The organism is Streptomyces sp. UF-297 (assembly GCF_058245575.1).
Genome location: NZ_JBSIBZ010000070.1, coordinates 41,790 through 56,830 on the forward strand (window position 1 = coordinate 41,790; position 15,041 = coordinate 56,830).

Annotated in this window: 17 protein-coding genes and 1 pseudogene; 8 read left to right on the forward strand and 10 right to left on the reverse strand. The window is 66.1% G+C overall.

What is annotated here, in order from left to right:
* The first annotated feature begins 23 nt into the window (after window positions 1-23).
* Window positions 24-272, forward strand: a complete 249-nt coding sequence (gene tatA / locus AC4IJH_RS31330; protein ID WP_490855321.1) for a Sec-independent protein translocase subunit TatA — start codon at window positions 24-26, stop codon at window positions 270-272.
* A 38-nt stretch (window positions 273-310) separates the two neighbouring features.
* Window positions 311-697 carry a hypothetical protein gene (locus AC4IJH_RS31335; RefSeq protein WP_490855304.1) on the forward strand — a complete coding sequence of 129 codons (387 nt, stop codon included), beginning with the start codon at window positions 311-313 and terminating at the stop codon, window positions 695-697.
* A 150-nt stretch (window positions 698-847) separates the two neighbouring features.
* Here the strand turns inward: AC4IJH_RS31335 and AC4IJH_RS31340 are convergent, their stop codons facing one another.
* Window positions 848-2,200: an alkaline phosphatase gene (locus AC4IJH_RS31340; protein WP_490855305.1), complete on the reverse strand. Its 1,353-nt coding sequence runs from the start codon at window positions 2,198-2,200 to the stop codon at window positions 848-850.
* Between the two features lie 455 nt (window positions 2,201-2,655).
* Here AC4IJH_RS31340 and AC4IJH_RS31345 point away from each other — a divergent pair, with 455 nt between their 5' ends.
* Window positions 2,656-3,369, forward strand: coding sequence for a transglycosylase family protein (locus AC4IJH_RS31345; protein ID WP_490855306.1), 714 nt, complete (start codon window positions 2,656-2,658; stop codon window positions 3,367-3,369).
* Between the two features lie 935 nt (window positions 3,370-4,304).
* Here the strand turns inward: AC4IJH_RS31345 and AC4IJH_RS31350 are convergent.
* The 5 genes from AC4IJH_RS31350 to AC4IJH_RS31370 all read right to left on the reverse strand — a co-directional run bounded on the left by AC4IJH_RS31350 (window position 4,305) and on the right by AC4IJH_RS31370 (window position 8,241).
* Entirely contained in the window at window positions 4,305-4,904 is a 600-nt protein-coding gene (locus AC4IJH_RS31350) for a hypothetical protein (protein ID WP_490855307.1), read from the reverse strand.
* A complete protein-coding gene (locus AC4IJH_RS31355; protein ID WP_490855308.1) occupies window positions 4,901-6,163 on the reverse strand; it encodes a DUF7224 domain-containing protein in 1,263 nt (420 codons plus the stop codon). Before AC4IJH_RS31355 ends, AC4IJH_RS31350 begins: the two co-directional genes overlap by 4 nt.
* Window positions 6,154-6,852: an ATP-binding cassette domain-containing protein gene (locus AC4IJH_RS31360; RefSeq protein ID WP_490855309.1), complete on the reverse strand. Its 699-nt coding sequence runs from the start codon at window positions 6,850-6,852 to the stop codon at window positions 6,154-6,156. The genes AC4IJH_RS31355 and AC4IJH_RS31360 overlap by 10 nt, the downstream gene beginning before the upstream one ends.
* 137 nt (window positions 6,853-6,989) lie before the next feature.
* Window positions 6,990-7,361 (reverse strand): hypothetical protein, encoded by a 372-nt coding sequence (locus AC4IJH_RS31365; RefSeq protein WP_490855310.1) that lies wholly within the window; start codon window positions 7,359-7,361, stop codon window positions 6,990-6,992.
* A gap of 481 nt (window positions 7,362-7,842) precedes the next feature.
* Entirely contained in the window at window positions 7,843-8,241 is a 399-nt protein-coding gene (locus tag AC4IJH_RS31370) for a hypothetical protein (protein WP_490855311.1), read from the reverse strand.
* A gap of 694 nt (window positions 8,242-8,935) precedes the next feature.
* On the opposite strand from AC4IJH_RS31370, the gene AC4IJH_RS31375 reads away from it, so the two are divergent.
* From AC4IJH_RS31375 to AC4IJH_RS31395, 5 genes are all read left to right on the forward strand, one after another.
* A complete protein-coding gene (locus AC4IJH_RS31375; protein WP_490855312.1) occupies window positions 8,936-9,067 on the forward strand; it encodes a hypothetical protein in 132 nt (43 codons plus the stop codon).
* Between the two features lie 84 nt (window positions 9,068-9,151).
* Window positions 9,152-9,895, forward strand: coding sequence for an ATP-binding cassette domain-containing protein (locus AC4IJH_RS31380; RefSeq protein WP_490855313.1), 744 nt, complete (start codon window positions 9,152-9,154; stop codon window positions 9,893-9,895).
* A 305-nt stretch (window positions 9,896-10,200) separates the two neighbouring features.
* Window positions 10,201-11,184 carry a DUF7224 domain-containing protein gene (locus AC4IJH_RS31385; RefSeq protein ID WP_490855314.1) on the forward strand — a complete coding sequence of 328 codons (984 nt, stop codon included), beginning with the start codon at window positions 10,201-10,203 and terminating at the stop codon, window positions 11,182-11,184.
* Complete coding sequence (locus tag AC4IJH_RS31390) at window positions 11,181-11,786, forward strand: hypothetical protein (RefSeq protein WP_490855315.1); 606 nt, start codon at window positions 11,181-11,183, stop codon at window positions 11,784-11,786. The genes AC4IJH_RS31385 and AC4IJH_RS31390 overlap by 4 nt, the downstream gene beginning before the upstream one ends.
* Window positions 11,787-12,268: 482 nt before the next feature.
* Entirely contained in the window at window positions 12,269-12,583 is a 315-nt protein-coding gene (locus AC4IJH_RS31395; protein ID WP_490855316.1) for a hypothetical protein, read from the forward strand.
* Between the two features lie 452 nt (window positions 12,584-13,035).
* Here AC4IJH_RS31395 and AC4IJH_RS31400 read toward each other — a convergent pair whose 3' ends face one another.
* From AC4IJH_RS31400 to AC4IJH_RS31415, 4 genes and pseudogenes are all read right to left on the reverse strand, one after another.
* Entirely contained in the window at window positions 13,036-13,230 is a 195-nt protein-coding gene (locus tag AC4IJH_RS31400) for a hypothetical protein (protein ID WP_490855317.1), read from the reverse strand.
* Complete coding sequence (locus tag AC4IJH_RS31405) at window positions 13,217-14,077, reverse strand: IS4 family transposase (protein ID WP_490855318.1); 861 nt, start codon at window positions 14,075-14,077, stop codon at window positions 13,217-13,219. The genes AC4IJH_RS31400 and AC4IJH_RS31405 overlap by 14 nt, the downstream gene beginning before the upstream one ends.
* On the reverse strand, window positions 14,055-14,678 hold the full coding sequence (locus AC4IJH_RS31410) for a transposase domain-containing protein (RefSeq protein ID WP_490855319.1): 624 nt from the start codon (window positions 14,676-14,678) through the stop codon (window positions 14,055-14,057). The genes AC4IJH_RS31405 and AC4IJH_RS31410 overlap by 23 nt, the downstream gene beginning before the upstream one ends.
* A gap of 165 nt (window positions 14,679-14,843) precedes the next feature.
* Window positions 14,844-15,041: pseudogene (locus AC4IJH_RS31415) on the reverse strand (IS630 family transposase); the annotation flags it as partial.

Below are 15,041 nucleotides of genomic sequence, written 5' to 3' on the forward strand. Positions count from 1 at the left end.
ACGACGACGGGAAGGTGGCGGCGATGCTGCGCAACGGACTGGAGCCCTGGCATCTGCTGATCGTGGCGATTGTGGTGATCGTCCTGTTCGGCTCCAAGAAACTCCCCGACACCGCCCGCGCGCTGGGCAAGTCGCTGCGCATTCTCAAGAGCGAGACGAAGGCGATGAAGGACGAGAGCGGGGAGCAGGCCGCGTCCGCACAAGCGGGCGCCGTCGTGCCGGACCGTACGATCCGACCCGCCCCCGGAGGCAGTGGTTCCGCACACCCATAATGGTCGGGCACGGCACCATCAACGGGGAGCGGACGACCATGAACTCACAGCGCACGGGCCGCACCAGGCTCGCGACCGTACTGGCTCTGCTGCTGGGCACGGCCCTGCTGGCCGGACCTGCATCCGCCCAGGCGGCTCAGCGTACGGCGACGACAACCGCCACCGCTTCGGTGGAGGCCCAGGGGACGGCGCTGCACGGGGCGAACGGCCATCACGGCACGAGCGCGCACTCCGCCGCCAACTACGCCTACAAGTCCGGCGAGACGAAGAAGGAAAAGAAGAAGGAGAAGAAGAAGCGCGGCTTCTTCAAGAAGCTGGGGATCTTCGCCCTCGTGGTGGTGATCGTCTTCATTCTGATCCTGGCGCTGGTGATCGGGCTGATCGTGTACTTCATCCGCCGCGCCTTCCGCCGCCGCAAGGCGTGACGCTCGCTTCGGCGACCACGACCGCTCTCAGCGGCCACGACGGTTCTCGGCGACCACGCTCGCTCTCAGCCGACCACGCTCGCTCTCGGCGACCACGACGAAACGGGCCCCGTCATCCGACGGGGCCCGTTTCGCTGCTGAGGTCCGGCCTCAGTGCAGCTTGAGCGCCGTACGGATCGTGGTGAACAGCTCGGTCTGGTCGGTCACGCCCAGCACGCGGTCGGACTGCGGGCCCTGCGCGGCGATGCGGACCTGGACGCCGGTGTGCTCCTGCGACTGACCCGGCGTGTTCGTCGAGTAGTTGACCTTCAGCGGCTGTCCCTCGTTGGTGATCAGCGTGGAGGACAGGCCGGGCGGGTTGGCCTCCAGCGGCACGATCTGGCTGCTGTGGCCGTGGTCGGCGGTGGTGATCACGAGGGTGTCGGGGTGCTGGGCCGCGTAGTCGCGGGCGGCCTTGACGGCGCGGTCGAAGGCGGCGGTCTCGCCGATCTGGCCGCACGGGTCGGCGGCGTGGTCCTGCTTGTCGATGGACGCGCCCTCGACCTGGAGGAAGAAGCCGTTCTTCTTGCCCTTCTTCTTTCCCTCCAGCAGGCTCAGCGCCTTACGGGTCTTCTCCTCCAGGCTCGGCGTACTGCCGGGCCGCTCGGGGTTGTCCGTCACGCACCGCTGCGCGTCCGTACCGCCCACGGCGGCGGCCTTGCCGGTCCACTCCACCGGTACGTTGCCCGGCGCGAACAGCCCGAGCACCGGCTTGTCGCCGTCGACCGAGCGCAGGCCCTTCTTGTCGGTGACGACCTGGTAGCCCAGCTTGCGGGCCTGCTCGGTGACCGTCAGGCCCTTGTACCTGCCCTCGGTGATCTTCTGGTCGAAGCGCTGCTTGCCGCCGCCCAGCAGCACATCCACCTTGTGATTCACGCTCTGCTCGGCGATCGAGCCGGGGCCGCCCTTGCCGATGGTGTCGATGGAGCACTTCTTCATGTCCGCCGGGCCCTGGCAGCTGCGGTCGCTGACGTGCGAGGCCAGCACCGCGGGGGTGGCGTCGGTGAGCTCGGCGGTGGTGACCGAGCCGGTGGCCAGGCCCTTCTTCTGCGCCAGCTCCAGGATGGTGGGCACGGCCTTGTCGGTGTCCGGCGTCTTGGAGATCCGGCCGTTGACCGTCTTCGTCCCGGTGGCCCAGCCGGAGCCGCTGGCCGCGGAGTCGGTGACGTAGTCCGGCTTCTTGTCCTTGGTGACGGAGTACGTCGTGTACGAGCCGGTCCTGGGGAACTTGTCCATGTTCAGCCGGCCGGCCGCGCCCACCGTGTAGTCGCGGGCCAGGGTGATCTCCGAGTCCCCCATCCCGTCGCCGATCAGCAGAATGACGTTCTTCGCCTTCTTGTGTTTGGCGGCGTACACGGGGGACTCCCCGGACGCCGAAGCGGCGGCCGGCACAGCGACACCGGCGACCAGCAGCGCGGCGGCACCCCAGGCCAGCCGACGGCGGGACGTACGGGAAAGGGACATCTGCACTCCTCATCGCGGCACCGGCACGGTGCCGGCTCCGCGGGAAGCTCATCAGGGCTTCCCGTACGAGCCATGGCCACAAGGTGACGTACGGGCCACGAACAGGTGGCCTGGAAGCCCTGCCCCGAGCCGCACATGGAGTGAGCGAATCCGCTCCGCCTACCCAGCGGAAACGACGGGCATGCGGTAGCGCCGGGTGGCGACCCGGCACAAGAGGTGCAGTGGGAGCGGAGCGAACGCCCTCGCGCGCTCTGTAAATCGGATCTGCCCGCGTGATTACCTCGTACCCGTTGACCCGGCAGGAATGAGCGCTCCTCGCCGGCGCTTTACCGCGCCTGCGTACGCGCTATTCCTGATCGGCCGTCAGCGAAATGAATGCCCGACGAAAGGGACACTGCGTGGATATTCCCGATGCTCAGCAGCGGAGCGGCCGAAAGAAATACCGCAATCTGGGGATGCGCCTTTCCGTGGCCATCGCCGTCGCCGTGATGGCGGCCGGTGCGGTGGCAGTGGGCGCCCAGGAGCAGGCGCACGCGCAGGACGGCGCGACCTGGGACCGGCTGGCCGGCTGCGAGAGCGGCGGCAACTGGCGGGCCGACACCGGCAACGGCTACTCGGGCGGGCTGCAGTTCAGCGACGCGTCCTGGCGCGCGTACGGCGGGGCCGCGTACGCGCCACGGGCGGCGAGCGCGACCCGCAGCCAGCAGATCGCGGTGGCCGAACGAGCGCTGCGCAGCGCGGGCTGGGGCACCTGGCCCGCCTGCTCGGCCAGGCTGGGCCTGCGCGGTACGGCGCCGCGCCCCGTCACCCCCACCGTCCCCCGCCCCGCCCCGCAGGCGCCCGAGCGAATCCGTCCGCAGCGCCCCCAGGCTCCCGAGCGCGTGCAGGCCCCCGAGCGGATCCGCCCGCCCGAGCGGGTGCGCCCGCCGGCCCCCGAGCGGGTACGCCCCCCGGCCCGCGTCGTGGCGCCGCCGCCGTCCGTACCGCACACCCGGCGCAAGGACGGCAAGCACATCGTCTCGCCGGGCGAAACCCTCAGCACCATTGCCGGCACGTACAACAGGACCTGGCCGGGCCTCTACCGCCAGAACCGCGAAGAAATCGGCAAGGACCCGCATCTCATCTTTCCCGGCACGCGCCTGGTGGTAAGCCCACCGCGCACGGATTAACTCCCCGCCCTCATCACCGACGCAATTCGCCACTCAGGGCTCTGGCGAATCCCGGTGAATGAAGCGGCGCAGAAAAACCGCGGTCCAACAATGCGTGATCCGCATGAGCGACCCGCCGCAGACCCTCCGGACGGCATGGGGGTGCCGCCCGCCCCGTGCCCGCGCCCACACCGGCGCCGGGGCACAAAGAAACCGCCCCGGTCCGTGATCCACGGACCGGGGCGGTTCCACAAGCGGTAGCGGTGGGATTTGAACCCATCAAGGTGACCCTTCTCACCTGCGGTTTTTCCTGAGAGCCGGACAAAGCATGCCGATTCGATGCTGTCGGATCCCGCTCAGCCGGGTCTCGTGTTGCACGTGCGACACGAGACCCGAGGCGCGCTGGGCACTCCGGGCCTCGGGGCGAGACAGAGTTTCGAGTCGGCGCGGCAGCTGTGAACCTTTGATGCCAAGAAGGTAACCGAGCCTCGCCAGCCGCTGAATGCAGGTCACGCTCAGTAATAAGTGGTCCGCTCGCTCGGACGTGCCGTCGGCGGAAGCGCCGACAGGGGAGCCGAGCCCCTGTGCTCCACGGCGTGCTGTTCGCAGTCGTGCCCGACAGCGGGCAGTGCATGGCAGTTGTGGCTATTCGGTCGGGGGTTGAGGCCGAGGTTTTTGATGTTGACGGCGGCGCCGATGCCGGGCGCGCCTCTGTTGACGAGGAACAGTGGCGGCACCGGGAGTCCGGTCAGGAGGCGGCCGTCAGGATGTGCCCGGAGACATCGGTCGATTCGGAGGTCTGGGGACGGTTCGTGGTTCGTGCCGATGCTGTCAGCATGTGCTGTAACACAAGTATCGTCCCGTGCCCCGCAGTTCGGGGAAACGCCCGTCTGCCTGCTTCCGCTGTCGCGCTCCGCTTGAGGGCAAGGGAAACATCCCCAGCAGACCGACCTTGGTCAGCCACGCCTGATCGCGTTCCTCTTCCTGTGGGCCAGCAGAAGCAGAGTTCCCAGGGCATAGCACGACAACGACAGTGCGAAGCCTGCGAGGTTGTGTGGGGGGAGGCCGATGACTGCCCATGTGTGAGGTTCGCGCTGGGCATCGAAGCCGATCAGCGTGACCATGATGACCCAGGCGATACCGGCCAGGATGGCTATGCGGCCGTCCCAGAGCCAGCGGGCGCACAGCATGATGCCGGTCAGGAAGAGCATGTTTCTGCCAGCGGCTTCCGCTACTGGGGCGGAGCGGAGTGCGGCCACGGCGTATCCGATCCCCAGGGCGAGGGCACCGCTGAGGAGCGTGACCATCTGGTCGTAGCCGGCTACACGGCGAGCAGCGGTGCCTTCCGCTCCGGGGGATCCGCTCTCGAGGCAGAAGATCAACGCCGCGCATGCGGGAAGCGGGGCGAACAGCATGAGGGGGACGCCTGAGGTGCCCGATGAGGTGAGCGTAGGGAGCTTCGCCATCTGGGTTCCGGCCGCCAGCGCGACGGTCGCGTACAGCGCGAGACCGGCAGCGAGCAGAGGAAGCCGTCGTGCCTTGAGCCAGAGGATCACGGTGCGGCCACCGTCGTCTCGGGTGCGGGAGCGCACCGCTTCAGCAGGTCTGCGTTGCGCTGGAACCATTGGCTCTGGTCGCGCGGTGCGAGCTTGCGCACGGAAGCGACCCGGCCGATCGCGTCCTGGCCGTAGGTGTCCTTCACCGTTGTGGCCGGCACACCGGCGGTGAGTGCGAGCCAGATGCGCAGCGGCTGCGGATCTCCCACGTAGGCATCCGTGTTCGCAAGGCAGTTGGGCAGAGGGGGCAGGGCAGCCTCCGCAATCGATGCGCGCGCCTGATCCTCCGAGAGGAACGGGGACACGTAGAGGTGCCAGGTGTTCTCGTCCGTCTTCGTCGTGCGGGAGAGGTATGCCAGTGTCTGCGGCCTCGCGATGCCGGCGGCGTTGAGTTGCGGCAGCGTGTCCTTGGCGGCTTGTTGAAGGGTGGGGAGGGTGGGTGCCAGCTCGCGCGGCACACATATCCGCGGAGCGCTGCCCCGGCAGGACAGGGCGTCTGTTCTGGCCGTGACGGGCGCATCGGGGCCCCAGTCGGACACGAGGGAGTACGCCAGGGTGCAGGCGGACGCCGCGCATGCGACGCCGAGTACGCAGCCGAGCAGCCGCTTCCGACCGGCAGCTGACGCGAGCACGATGCCGACGGCGATACCACCGGCCAGCAGCACCGGAGCGACGAGGGATGTGGGGTTGATGTCTTCGGTGACGGGAATCCCTGTCTGCAGATGGCCCGTCAGATGTCTTACCCACATGGCGTTGAAGGTCGGGGGCAGGGCGATCCACAGGTAGTCGGCAACCAGCACGATTGCAGGAGCCAGCAGCCGCGGCATACTGTTTCCTGCCGCGAACCCGATGACCATGTGAGCGGCCAGCACTGCGGCGATCATGCCCAGGACCGAGAGAGCGGGCCAGCCCAGTGCCGGGCCCATCGTCAGGCGCACCGCTGCCAGCGACACCGCCACCGCGGCGAGACCGAGAAGCGCGACGGGGACGAGAGCGTGAAGGTAGACACGGTAGCGATTGCGCACGGGCCCGAGTGCGACAGCCCGTCCCTTACGCAGGCGGCCCGCCTCCCATGCTGCACATGCGGCACACACCGGCGCGATGAGGAAGAGGCAGTAAGCGGCCACGGCTGTGCCGTCGGGCCAGTAGGCGGGAACGGTGCCACGGCTGATGTCTGATGAGAGCCACCACACCATGAGCAGCAGCGGGAGGGCCGGCCACTTGACGCTGGAGGCATGCAGCATGGTGGTCAGTCGCACGCCGCCCTCCCAACGACGGTGTCGTAGGCGTTCTCGGCCAGGCGGCCGGGCGCGACGCCGTCTTCAGCCAGGGAGAGGAACTCGGCTACAGAGCCGCTGAATTGGATGATGCCCCCGGACAGCACGACGACGTTGTCGTAGATGTCGTCCAGGTCACCGACGTCGTGTGTGGACAGGATCACGGATACGTCATCCGCGAGCTTGCCCAAAACGTCGTGGAATACGCGGCGTTGGCGGAGGTCCATGCCCGCGGTGGGCTCGTCCAGCAGCAGCACCTGCGCTTTGTGGACGAGCGACTGCGCCACTCCCACCCGGCGCACCTGGCCGCCCGAAAGCTCGGATACCTTGCGGTCGGCCTGATCACGCATCTCGACCTGCCCCAAGGCGTTCAGGGCTTCATCCCACGCATTTGAGCGAGCCATGCCCTTGAGCCAGCCGACATACGCGACTTGTTCGCGAGCGGTCAGCCCCGGCACGCAGTCCACTTGCTGCGGAAGCCAGGACACCTGCTCGCGGTAGCGCCGGAGATCCGCAGCCCGCGTAGTGGTCCGTTCCCGGTAGCTGACCGTTCCGGCATCGGGGCGCTGAATAGAGGCGGCCAGGCCGAGCACCGTGCTCTTGCCCGCCCCGTTCGGCCCGAGAAACACGGTGCGCCCCGGGGGGAACTCGAAGGTGAGTGACCGCAGCACCGGCTTCCTTCGCCTATAGGCGAAGGTGCACTTCTCAAAACGTACTGGCAAAGCTGTTCACCGTTCAGGATCGGAACTGCTGGAGCAGCGGGGTGTGCCCAGATCTGCCGTCTGGGCACACCCCGCAGGGACGACTCCTAGTACGAGACCGACAGGCTGGAAACGTTCAGACTGTAGCCAGACTCCTGGCCGTTGATCTCCATGATCGCGAAACGGTACTCGTCGCCTCCGCCGCGCTGAGTGCCCCAGTTGCCGCTGGAAGTGCCGCCGCCGAAGCACGCGGTGAAGGTCTTCTGGCCGCGGTTCTCATCGGGGATGGGGCCGGCCTTGTACTTGGTCAGCTGCACCTTGGTGCTCGAGTTGGGGCCGGTGGCTCTGCAGTCCCGGAAGGTGATCACGGTGGACACGTCGTAGTTCTTCTGCTTGGTCCACCAACGGGAGTTGAAGCCCGTCATCGCCCCGCTGATCGAGCTGCCGAAGGACCCCTCGGCGGATGCGGCAGGAGCCATAGCGAGGAGGAGCGTCGCCGCTCCCGCCGCGGCGACCGCGCCCTTCTATACCCTGCTCATGGAACGCATAATTCACTGCCAGATCTGTGGATCGCGTTCACGAGAACCGACAGGGTCTCGCGCACCACCGTGGGCTCACTCCCGCGACGGTGCCGCCCCTTCGGTTCCCAAGCCGGAGGGGCGAATTCGTGACACAAGCCGGCCTGACCATGGGGGCTGGGCCGCGCTCGGCGAGCGATCATATGCATGCGGAACATGCTTGCGATAGCTGCCGTGTGTGATTGGCCGATACCTGAGCGGCTGGACGGCTTGAAATGATGCGCCGAACAGGAAACTGCCCGTGCCCACCTCGGGTGTTTCCGTGCCGAGAGGGAATCTTGAGTGTGGCGTTGGCGTGCTCGCCGCGGATCCGTGCTGCGGACTGGGGGTTCCGTTGCTCGCTCGCTCAGCGGTGTGCCATTCCCTGACGGGGAGGGGCAGTTCAGTAGCTAATTCTTACGCTCTTGACGTGAAGAGTGCCACCAGGCCTCATGCCGTTGAGGTCGAAATAATAGTCTCCCTTGCCGAGTCGGCCCCAGTTTGATGTGCTGCAGTAGTTTATTTTGTTGCCTTGTCCTTCATCGGGTCCGAAGACGTCCTTGTAGACCTCGATGCTGGCCCACTTGAACCCCTCTTCCGTGTCCGTGGAGCACCCACTGAACCTGACTGCGGTGTGCGCGGCATCCCTATTGCTGTCGGCCCAGCGCTTGGATTCGTTTCCTATGTGCCAATCGGAAATGTATGTATCGCGCCAAGCTTCCGCATGGGCGGGAATTGCTCCCAGGCTTCCGATGAGTAACGCACCAGCGACGACTCCAACGCTTCTCTTGTTCTTCTTCATTCTCTCCTCATATCTCCCGGATGCTGCGACGGCTAGTACCGCTAAGCGGAACGCGGGTCAGCACTTCCGAAAGCTCGACAGGAGTTTTCGGGGATCGCGGTTGGCAAATTAGCCGCAAAGTCTCGGCGGCGTCAATAAGAGTGGAAGGGGTGTCTGAAATCTGCCGCGAGCATATGCCGAAGCAGAATCGTACCCACCGGTTAGATACGCCTTTGGCCTGCGGATGAGTTGGCGTCGAAGTCCTGCATGCACGGGAGTGTCCACCCGAAGACAATCGATATAGGTCAAGTTTTCGAATCAGGTTTGACCAGTGCGTTCGCATGCTTCCCGCTCTTTACGGGCTCAGATTGCCGCGGAACCCCGCTGGCCCCCATTCTCACGGGGTTTCATTGAGTCCACGCGAGGAGGATTAGCGTGAAGATTTCCCGAGCAGGCTGCACGGTCTTAACTGGCGTGATGGCGGCTATTGCCCTCGGCGTCGTGCCGGATCACGCCGAAGATGGAAGCAGTCCTACATTTCTGACTGGGCGGCAGAGCATGAGTCGAGCAGCTGGCACGACACGAACGTTGACGCAGCCTCCACCAGAGTCAGGTTTTACGACTGCGTGACATCGAGTGGCTTCGGCGCCTCGGCCGATATCTCTGTCTGGAAGGATGTCTCGGCCCGGACACCAACTACGGCACCAAGGGCAACGTGTGCTCGACGCGTCAAAGCTGGGGGCGGCTCGGATCCGGTGACTACTACTTCCGGCTCGACAAGATCAACGGACGCTCGGGGCCGGGGACCTACCACCTCAACGCTGACCCGGTGACCCTGGAGTGGTAGACCTCTAAGTCATGACCTGCCGGTTGGGGAATCGCCCATAAGGTTCCCCAACCGGCCTTTTATTCTAGTAATGGCTAGGGTGGCATGTCTCTGCAGTTTTCGCGCTGTTCGTTCCAATACGGCCGCAAAGTACCGGTCCTCGACCGACTCAGCTTGACCATCGGAGAGAGGGCGACCGTCCTACTCGGACCGAATGGTGCAGGGAAATCCACCCTGTTAGGCATCGCGGCATCCTGGAACCAGCCCACAAACGGTTCCGTCTCATGGCGTGGCATCAACCCTGCTCGGCGCAAGGAGCGCGGCGCCTACCGCAGCGCGGTCGGGTGGCTGCCGCAGAACGTCAAGCCAATGCCCGGCCTCACCGTACGGGAGAACGTCGCCTACATCGGCTGGCTGAAGGGCATGACGCGTACCGACGCATGGAACCAGTCGCACGCGGCCCTGGAGCGTGTGAAGCTCGGCAGCTTAGCCGAGCGAAAGAGCCATCAGCTCTCCGGCGGCCAGCTCCGCCGCATGGGAATCGCCGGAACACTGGTCCACCGTAGCGAAATACTTCTCCTGGACGAACCGACCGCGGGACTCGACCCGTCGCAGCGGCAGATCTTCCGCAGCATCGTCACCGAACTGGCCACAGATGTAAGGGTATTGGTATCGACGCACCAGACCGAGGACCTGGATGAGATGTACGAACGGGTCGTCGTCCTGGACAAGGGCAAAGTCCGCTTCGACGGAGACACCCACGGATTCCTGGCCTTGGCCACCCCGGATGTTCCCGAAGGACGCCGTGCCGAAGGCGCCTACACCCAACTGATCGGGCAGGAGGTATAGGCATGCTCTGGAGGACTGTCGCACGTTCATCCTCTGCGGCTTGGCTGGCGCCGCTCCTGGTCGGGTTCGTCGTACTCCTTCTGAACGATGACCTTACGGCGAGCATCACCTACGGCTACTGGAACAGTGCTCTTGGCGCTGCGGGCTTCGCCCTGCCTTTCGTCGCCGCAGCCTGCGCGGGCGCTGGGGCATGGGAGGGTTCGCGGACCAACAGGGGCCAGGTCGCCGCATGGGCACCAGCACGCCCTGCGTTAGCGATCGCTCTGCCTCTTCTTCTTCCTATCGTTGCTCTGGGGCTCTTGGGCATGGGCACCGCCGTGTTCCTCACCGCCACGGCGGCCCAGCCCAATTCCGGTGTACCGCCGCTGGGTTTCGCGGCCATGTGGCTGGTCGTCCTCACCGCACACAGCATGGCCGGGTTCCTTATTGGCAAACGTCTGCCCCTGGTTGTCGGAGCCCCGCTGGCTCTCATGCTCAGCTTCGTCATCACTGCGTACCCGGCATCTTTCGAGCCTTTGTGGCTGCGGCACTTGGTGACCGGAGGCGCATCGTCGTGCTGCGCCTTGGATCAGACCCCGGATTGGACCGCGCCGTTGAGCGCGACGTTCGTTGCTCTCGGCATCATCTTCGCCGCCTCCGTCACCCTTACCAGTCAACCCCGGCGCATTCGGATGCCGGTTGCCGCCGGGGTCGCCATCATCGGTCTGGTGGCCGGAATATGGAATGCCTATGGACTCCCGGCCCAGCCCACCGTCACCCGGTCCAGCAGTGATCTACAGTGCTCGGGCAGCGAGCCGACAGTGTGCGTCTGGCCCGAGGTGGCCGATCGGGCGGACATGATTCGCCAGGCTGCTACCGCCGCGTACCAGCGCCTCGCTGATGCGGGCCTGTCGCTGCCGCCCAAACTGACCATGGAGATCGAACCCAGCCCAGGGCAACTGTCCATCGGTGCACTTGACCGGCCGACACCGCACATCGTGACCGCAGGAGTCGCCGGCGGACTGCTGCCACCTGACCCTCCGGCTTGCGCCTCGCGCGGGCCATTCCCCGGGGAAGAAGCCTTCGGCCCTGTAGCCGCGTGGCTCACGCTGACTGCTGGCGCAGACCAAGCGCAGGTCGCCAGCCGCTACGGCGAACGGGAAGTTGCAGCCGCCGCGCTCCTTCTCGAACAGTCGAAGGCGTCCCAACTGGCCTGGTACGAGCACAACAACAAGGCTCTTCGCGACTGCACTACGAAGCCCACGACGAGCGTCAGCCCGGCCGCCAAGGGCGCAAGAGGGACACAATGATCTGGTGGCTCAAAACCAAGGGAGTCCTGGCCGTCTCCGCAGCAGGCTTGATCACATTGCTGGCCGCGCTGGTGATTCGGCAAGAAGCTATTCCCGTGCCATCCGTGATGGGAGCTTCCGGCCAACTGCTGGTCGTACAGATCCTCGGCCTTGTGCCGGCCCTGCTGCTTCTGCACGGCCTGGTCCGCGGTGACGCCACGGCAGAGGCCGTGGGGCTCCGGTCAGCGCCCAAACGAAATATCGCCCTGTGCCTGGGCTTTTCCATCATCCTCATCGCATTGGCAGGACTGGTCCACGCCATCTGGGACAGCCCGGAAGCCCTGTCCATGGCCCGCAACACCCTGGGATACCTCGGGACCGCACTGATCGTGCGCATGCTCCTCGGACCCGGCATCGCCGCGATGGCCGTTGCAGCCCTGCCGCTGGTCTGCGCAGCGACAGGACGCCGTCCAAGCGGAGGAGCACGGCCATGGGCCTGGCCACTGCACCCTGCAGAGTCGGGGATCGCGGCAGCAGAAGTAACACTTCTCCTCCTGGTCGGATGCGTCACTCTGTGCCGCAGACAACCCTCAATACTTGACCCACTAAGCAACACCACCTGATCAATCAAGGCCTGTCACCTCCAGCTATTCATTCCGCTCGTGGACTGCCCGGATACCGGAGCACCATCCACAGTGCCTCTCCTGCGCCGGTGGAGCAGCCGGACGGAACACCACCCGGCTGCTCCATCGGTATCGGCAAGAAGAGGTAAGTGCTGCGGGGTCCCGGTCGAGCATGGCTTCGCCCACCTGAACTGGCGGATCCTCACCAAGCTCCGCACCGATCCCCGCCCGCGCCACTCAGATCCTGCGCGCTCTGCTCGTCTTGACCAACCTCGAAGTCAACCGCTGAGACAACACCGCATGGAGTTCCCGGCGTTTGCGCATGGGGAGAGCCTTGACCGCGCCAAGGTGAGCGTCTTCCCGGCCCGTCCCTGGGTTCTTCCGGATGCGAAGCCACCTCCGGTAGCCGTTCCGCCCTCCGGCCAAGAACGCCGAGCGCGTCTTCGACATGCCGGAACACGGCAACGGTCACGTGAGGGGACATGGACGTGCGCGCACGGGGCATCAACTACGACACCGGGTTTCTCCCTGGAGAAGAACTCTCCCGCAAGGAGTTCACGCCTGAGACGGTCCGGCACGACATGGCGGTGATCTCCGGAGATCTCCACTGTGACGCCGTTCGTATCTCGGGACGAGAGCCTGAACGGTTGAGCATCGCTGCCCGGCATGCCGCGAACGCGGCCCTTGAGCTCTGGTTCGCCCCCTTTCCCGTGGACCTTCCCCGCGACCAGTTGCTCCCGTTCTTCACCGACTGCGCCGCTCGGGCCGAAGCCGTACGGGAGGCACGAGGGCGGTGACGACTGAGCTGGCGAAGCCCGGCGCTCCCGGCCTCAGCGGCTCAGAGAGTCGAGGTGGCGGTAGAGAACCTGGTTTCCCTCGGGGGGCAAGCCGTCGGCGAGCAGTTCGGGGCGCTCGTGCAGGGGCTCCCAAGGGAGCGACGTGCGTGGCTTGGTGCTTGCCCTCCGGCTAACGGCACGGCCCGCAGCTTCCCTCTGGAGTCGTTTGAGCCGAGCTTCCTGCCACTGTACGAACTCCTCCAAAGGGTAGTCGTCCATCGAGAGGTGATTGTTCAACGCCCATCTGTTGTATTGGCGTTGGTCAACAGTGCGCCGGTGCGGAAACGGATTGGAGTGCAGACTCACGCTCGGAACTCTCCACTTCACCCGCCTGCATGAGGATTCAGGTGTCGCCCGCGATCAGACGCGAGAATCCTGTTCGCCCAGTGCGCGCTAGATGCAATACCGGTGATTTAGGTCGTTTTCCGGTGAGTGGGCCTGGTCTTGGTCGGCTCGACCAGCGTCAGATGGGGAGCATCCGGCCGGGGCGGGTTGTGGTGTTCGGTGCGTTTGAGCTTCCAGTTGGACATCTTGCGTTTGATGACGCGGGAGCTGGAGCGCAACCGCCGGGGCGGCAGGAGCCGTTCGCGGATCTCACGCAGGGCCATAGCCAGGGACCGGACCAGCCGAGAGGGGGGAAAATGCCGCCTGATCGGTGACCTGGCGGCGGACGATGCGCAGGGTGCGGGTGAAGGAGACCCGGTCAGGATCGTGGTCCGCCTGCAGTGCGGCCTGGTGCATCAGGTCGCGCAGGGCGTGATGCACCAGCAGGAAGCCAAAGATCTCCTGCTCGACCCCGGCGGGGGGCTGGGAGCGCAGGACGAAACGGGGCCCTGCCTGGTGGGTCTTGATCTCATCGAGGGTGTTCTCGATCTCCCATCGCTGGGCGTACAGCGCGGCCAGGGAGGCGGCGGATGCGGCCTTGGGGTCCAGGACCGTGGTGATCAGCCGATACACCGTGCCGCTGCCGTCCCGGCCGAGGGAGTACTCGATTACGCGGACCCGAGCCGGGGTGGCGCGGCGGTTCTTGTCCCTGGCAGCAACGATCTGTGAGAGGTAAGAGCCGTCGTGAAGCAGGGCCCGCACGGGCAGCACGGCATCGTTGTTGACCCGCCACAGCAGGTCGGCGCCGGTCGCGGCGGCCGCTTGCCACAGGTCGAAACCGCGAAAGCCCCGGTCAGCCAGCATCAGCATGCCCGGCGTCAGTGAGCCGAACAGGCGCTGGGCCAGCTTGGTTTCGTGCACGGCCAGCGGTCCGGTCTCGGCCGCGAAAACGGCATGAGTGCCGCATGTCGACGACGGCGTAATTCCCCAGGTGCAGCGCCACTTTCCCCAGGCAAGCGTTCGAAGGCGCGGCGGGGTTGTGGGCGGACCGCCCGTGCTGGGCAGTGTCGTGGGCCGTGGCGGCCAGTCAAGGACGCCTTCGGCGCCGCTACCGCGGTGAGCTGCGCTCATCCCTGACAGCCCACCACGGCCCACAAGATCTGGCGGCTGCCGGGCGGGCCGGGGAAGAGCGACGTCCCCCTGGTCGCGGAGGCGCAGCGCCGGGATCCCCATGGGGAATTGTCTGGTGCCGCAGATGGGGAATATCGCCGTCGTTCACACCGCACTCGACCAGTGCGGCCATCCTCGCCTGCGGATACGCGCTCTTCTCCTGCCCGCGGCAGACTCCCGGGCGGCCGAAGAAGGCGGCATTGGCCTCGGTATCGGGCACGTCGAAGGTGGTGCCGTCCACCGCGACCAGCCGCCATCCCCGATACCAGGCTCTGCCCGTCTCCTGGGTGGCCACTGGCCGGCACACCCGGGCGAACAGGGCCTTGAGCGGTTCCGGGCCCAGCCGCAGACGCGCCCGGCCGATCGCTGCAGTGGTCGGCACCCGCCACGTCCCCCTCCAGCGGCCCATCCGCTCCAGCTTCTGGGTAAGGAGCCGCGCGACCTCCTCATAGCCCTGTCCGGCAAACAGGCACATCGCGAGCACGAAATAGAACACCACCCGCGCTGGCAGCAGCCGGTGCCGCTGTTCGGCCCGGCCGCACTCCGCGATCACCTCGTCCACCAGCTCCGGTGGAACGCGTGGGTCAGCACCCCGATCGCGATCCGGTCCGAAAGCCTCTCGTCCGCCGACGACTTCACCTGTCCGGGCCTTGGCACACCACACCCAACGCCCCAGAAACCTCAAAGTCACCGGTATTGCATCTAGTGTCTCGTGATCCTGTTTATGTCACTTCGAGTTATTGGCGACGAGCTTCTTGATGTTGGTCTGGATGAGTCGCACCTTCGCCAGGATCTCGTCGGCGGTTGCGGTCCAAGTGAACGGTTTGGCCTCGGAGTTCCAGGCGGCGATGTAATCGCGAATCTGCTTGATCAGGACGTTCACGCTGGAGAACGTGCCCCGGCGGATCGACTGGCGGGTCAGGAT

Bases quoted from the DNA above. Each gene is read 5' to 3' on its own strand.
- AC4IJH_RS31370 (WP_490855311.1), bottom strand. From the start codon at position 8,241: ATGAAGAAGAACAAGAGAAGCGTTGGAGTCGTCGCTGGTGCGTTACTC.
- AC4IJH_RS31405 (WP_490855318.1), bottom strand. From the start codon at position 14,077: ATGAGCGCAGCTCACCGCGGTAGCGGCGCCGAAGGCGTCCTTGACTGG.
- AC4IJH_RS31365 (WP_490855310.1), bottom strand. From the start codon at position 7,361: ATGGCTCCTGCCGCATCCGCCGAGGGGTCCTTCGGCAGCTCGATCAGC.
- AC4IJH_RS31345 (WP_490855306.1), top strand. From the start codon at position 2,656: ATGCGCCTTTCCGTGGCCATCGCCGTCGCCGTGATGGCGGCCGGTGCG.
- AC4IJH_RS31400 (WP_490855317.1), bottom strand. From the start codon at position 13,230: ATGGCCCTGCGTGAGATCCGCGAACGGCTCCTGCCGCCCCGGCGGTTG.
- AC4IJH_RS31385 (WP_490855314.1), top strand. From the start codon at position 10,201: ATGGGCACCGCCGTGTTCCTCACCGCCACGGCGGCCCAGCCCAATTCC.
- AC4IJH_RS31380 (WP_490855313.1), top strand. From the start codon at position 9,152: ATGTCTCTGCAGTTTTCGCGCTGTTCGTTCCAATACGGCCGCAAAGTA.
- AC4IJH_RS31340 (WP_490855305.1), bottom strand. From the start codon at position 2,200: ATGTCCCTTTCCCGTACGTCCCGCCGTCGGCTGGCCTGGGGTGCCGCC.
- AC4IJH_RS31395 (WP_490855316.1), top strand. From the start codon at position 12,269: ATGGACGTGCGCGCACGGGGCATCAACTACGACACCGGGTTTCTCCCT.
- tatA (WP_490855321.1), top strand. From the start codon at position 24: ATGCTGCGCAACGGACTGGAGCCCTGGCATCTGCTGATCGTGGCGATT.
- AC4IJH_RS31335 (WP_490855304.1), top strand. From the start codon at position 311: ATGAACTCACAGCGCACGGGCCGCACCAGGCTCGCGACCGTACTGGCT.
- AC4IJH_RS31390 (WP_490855315.1), top strand. From the start codon at position 11,181: ATGATCTGGTGGCTCAAAACCAAGGGAGTCCTGGCCGTCTCCGCAGCA.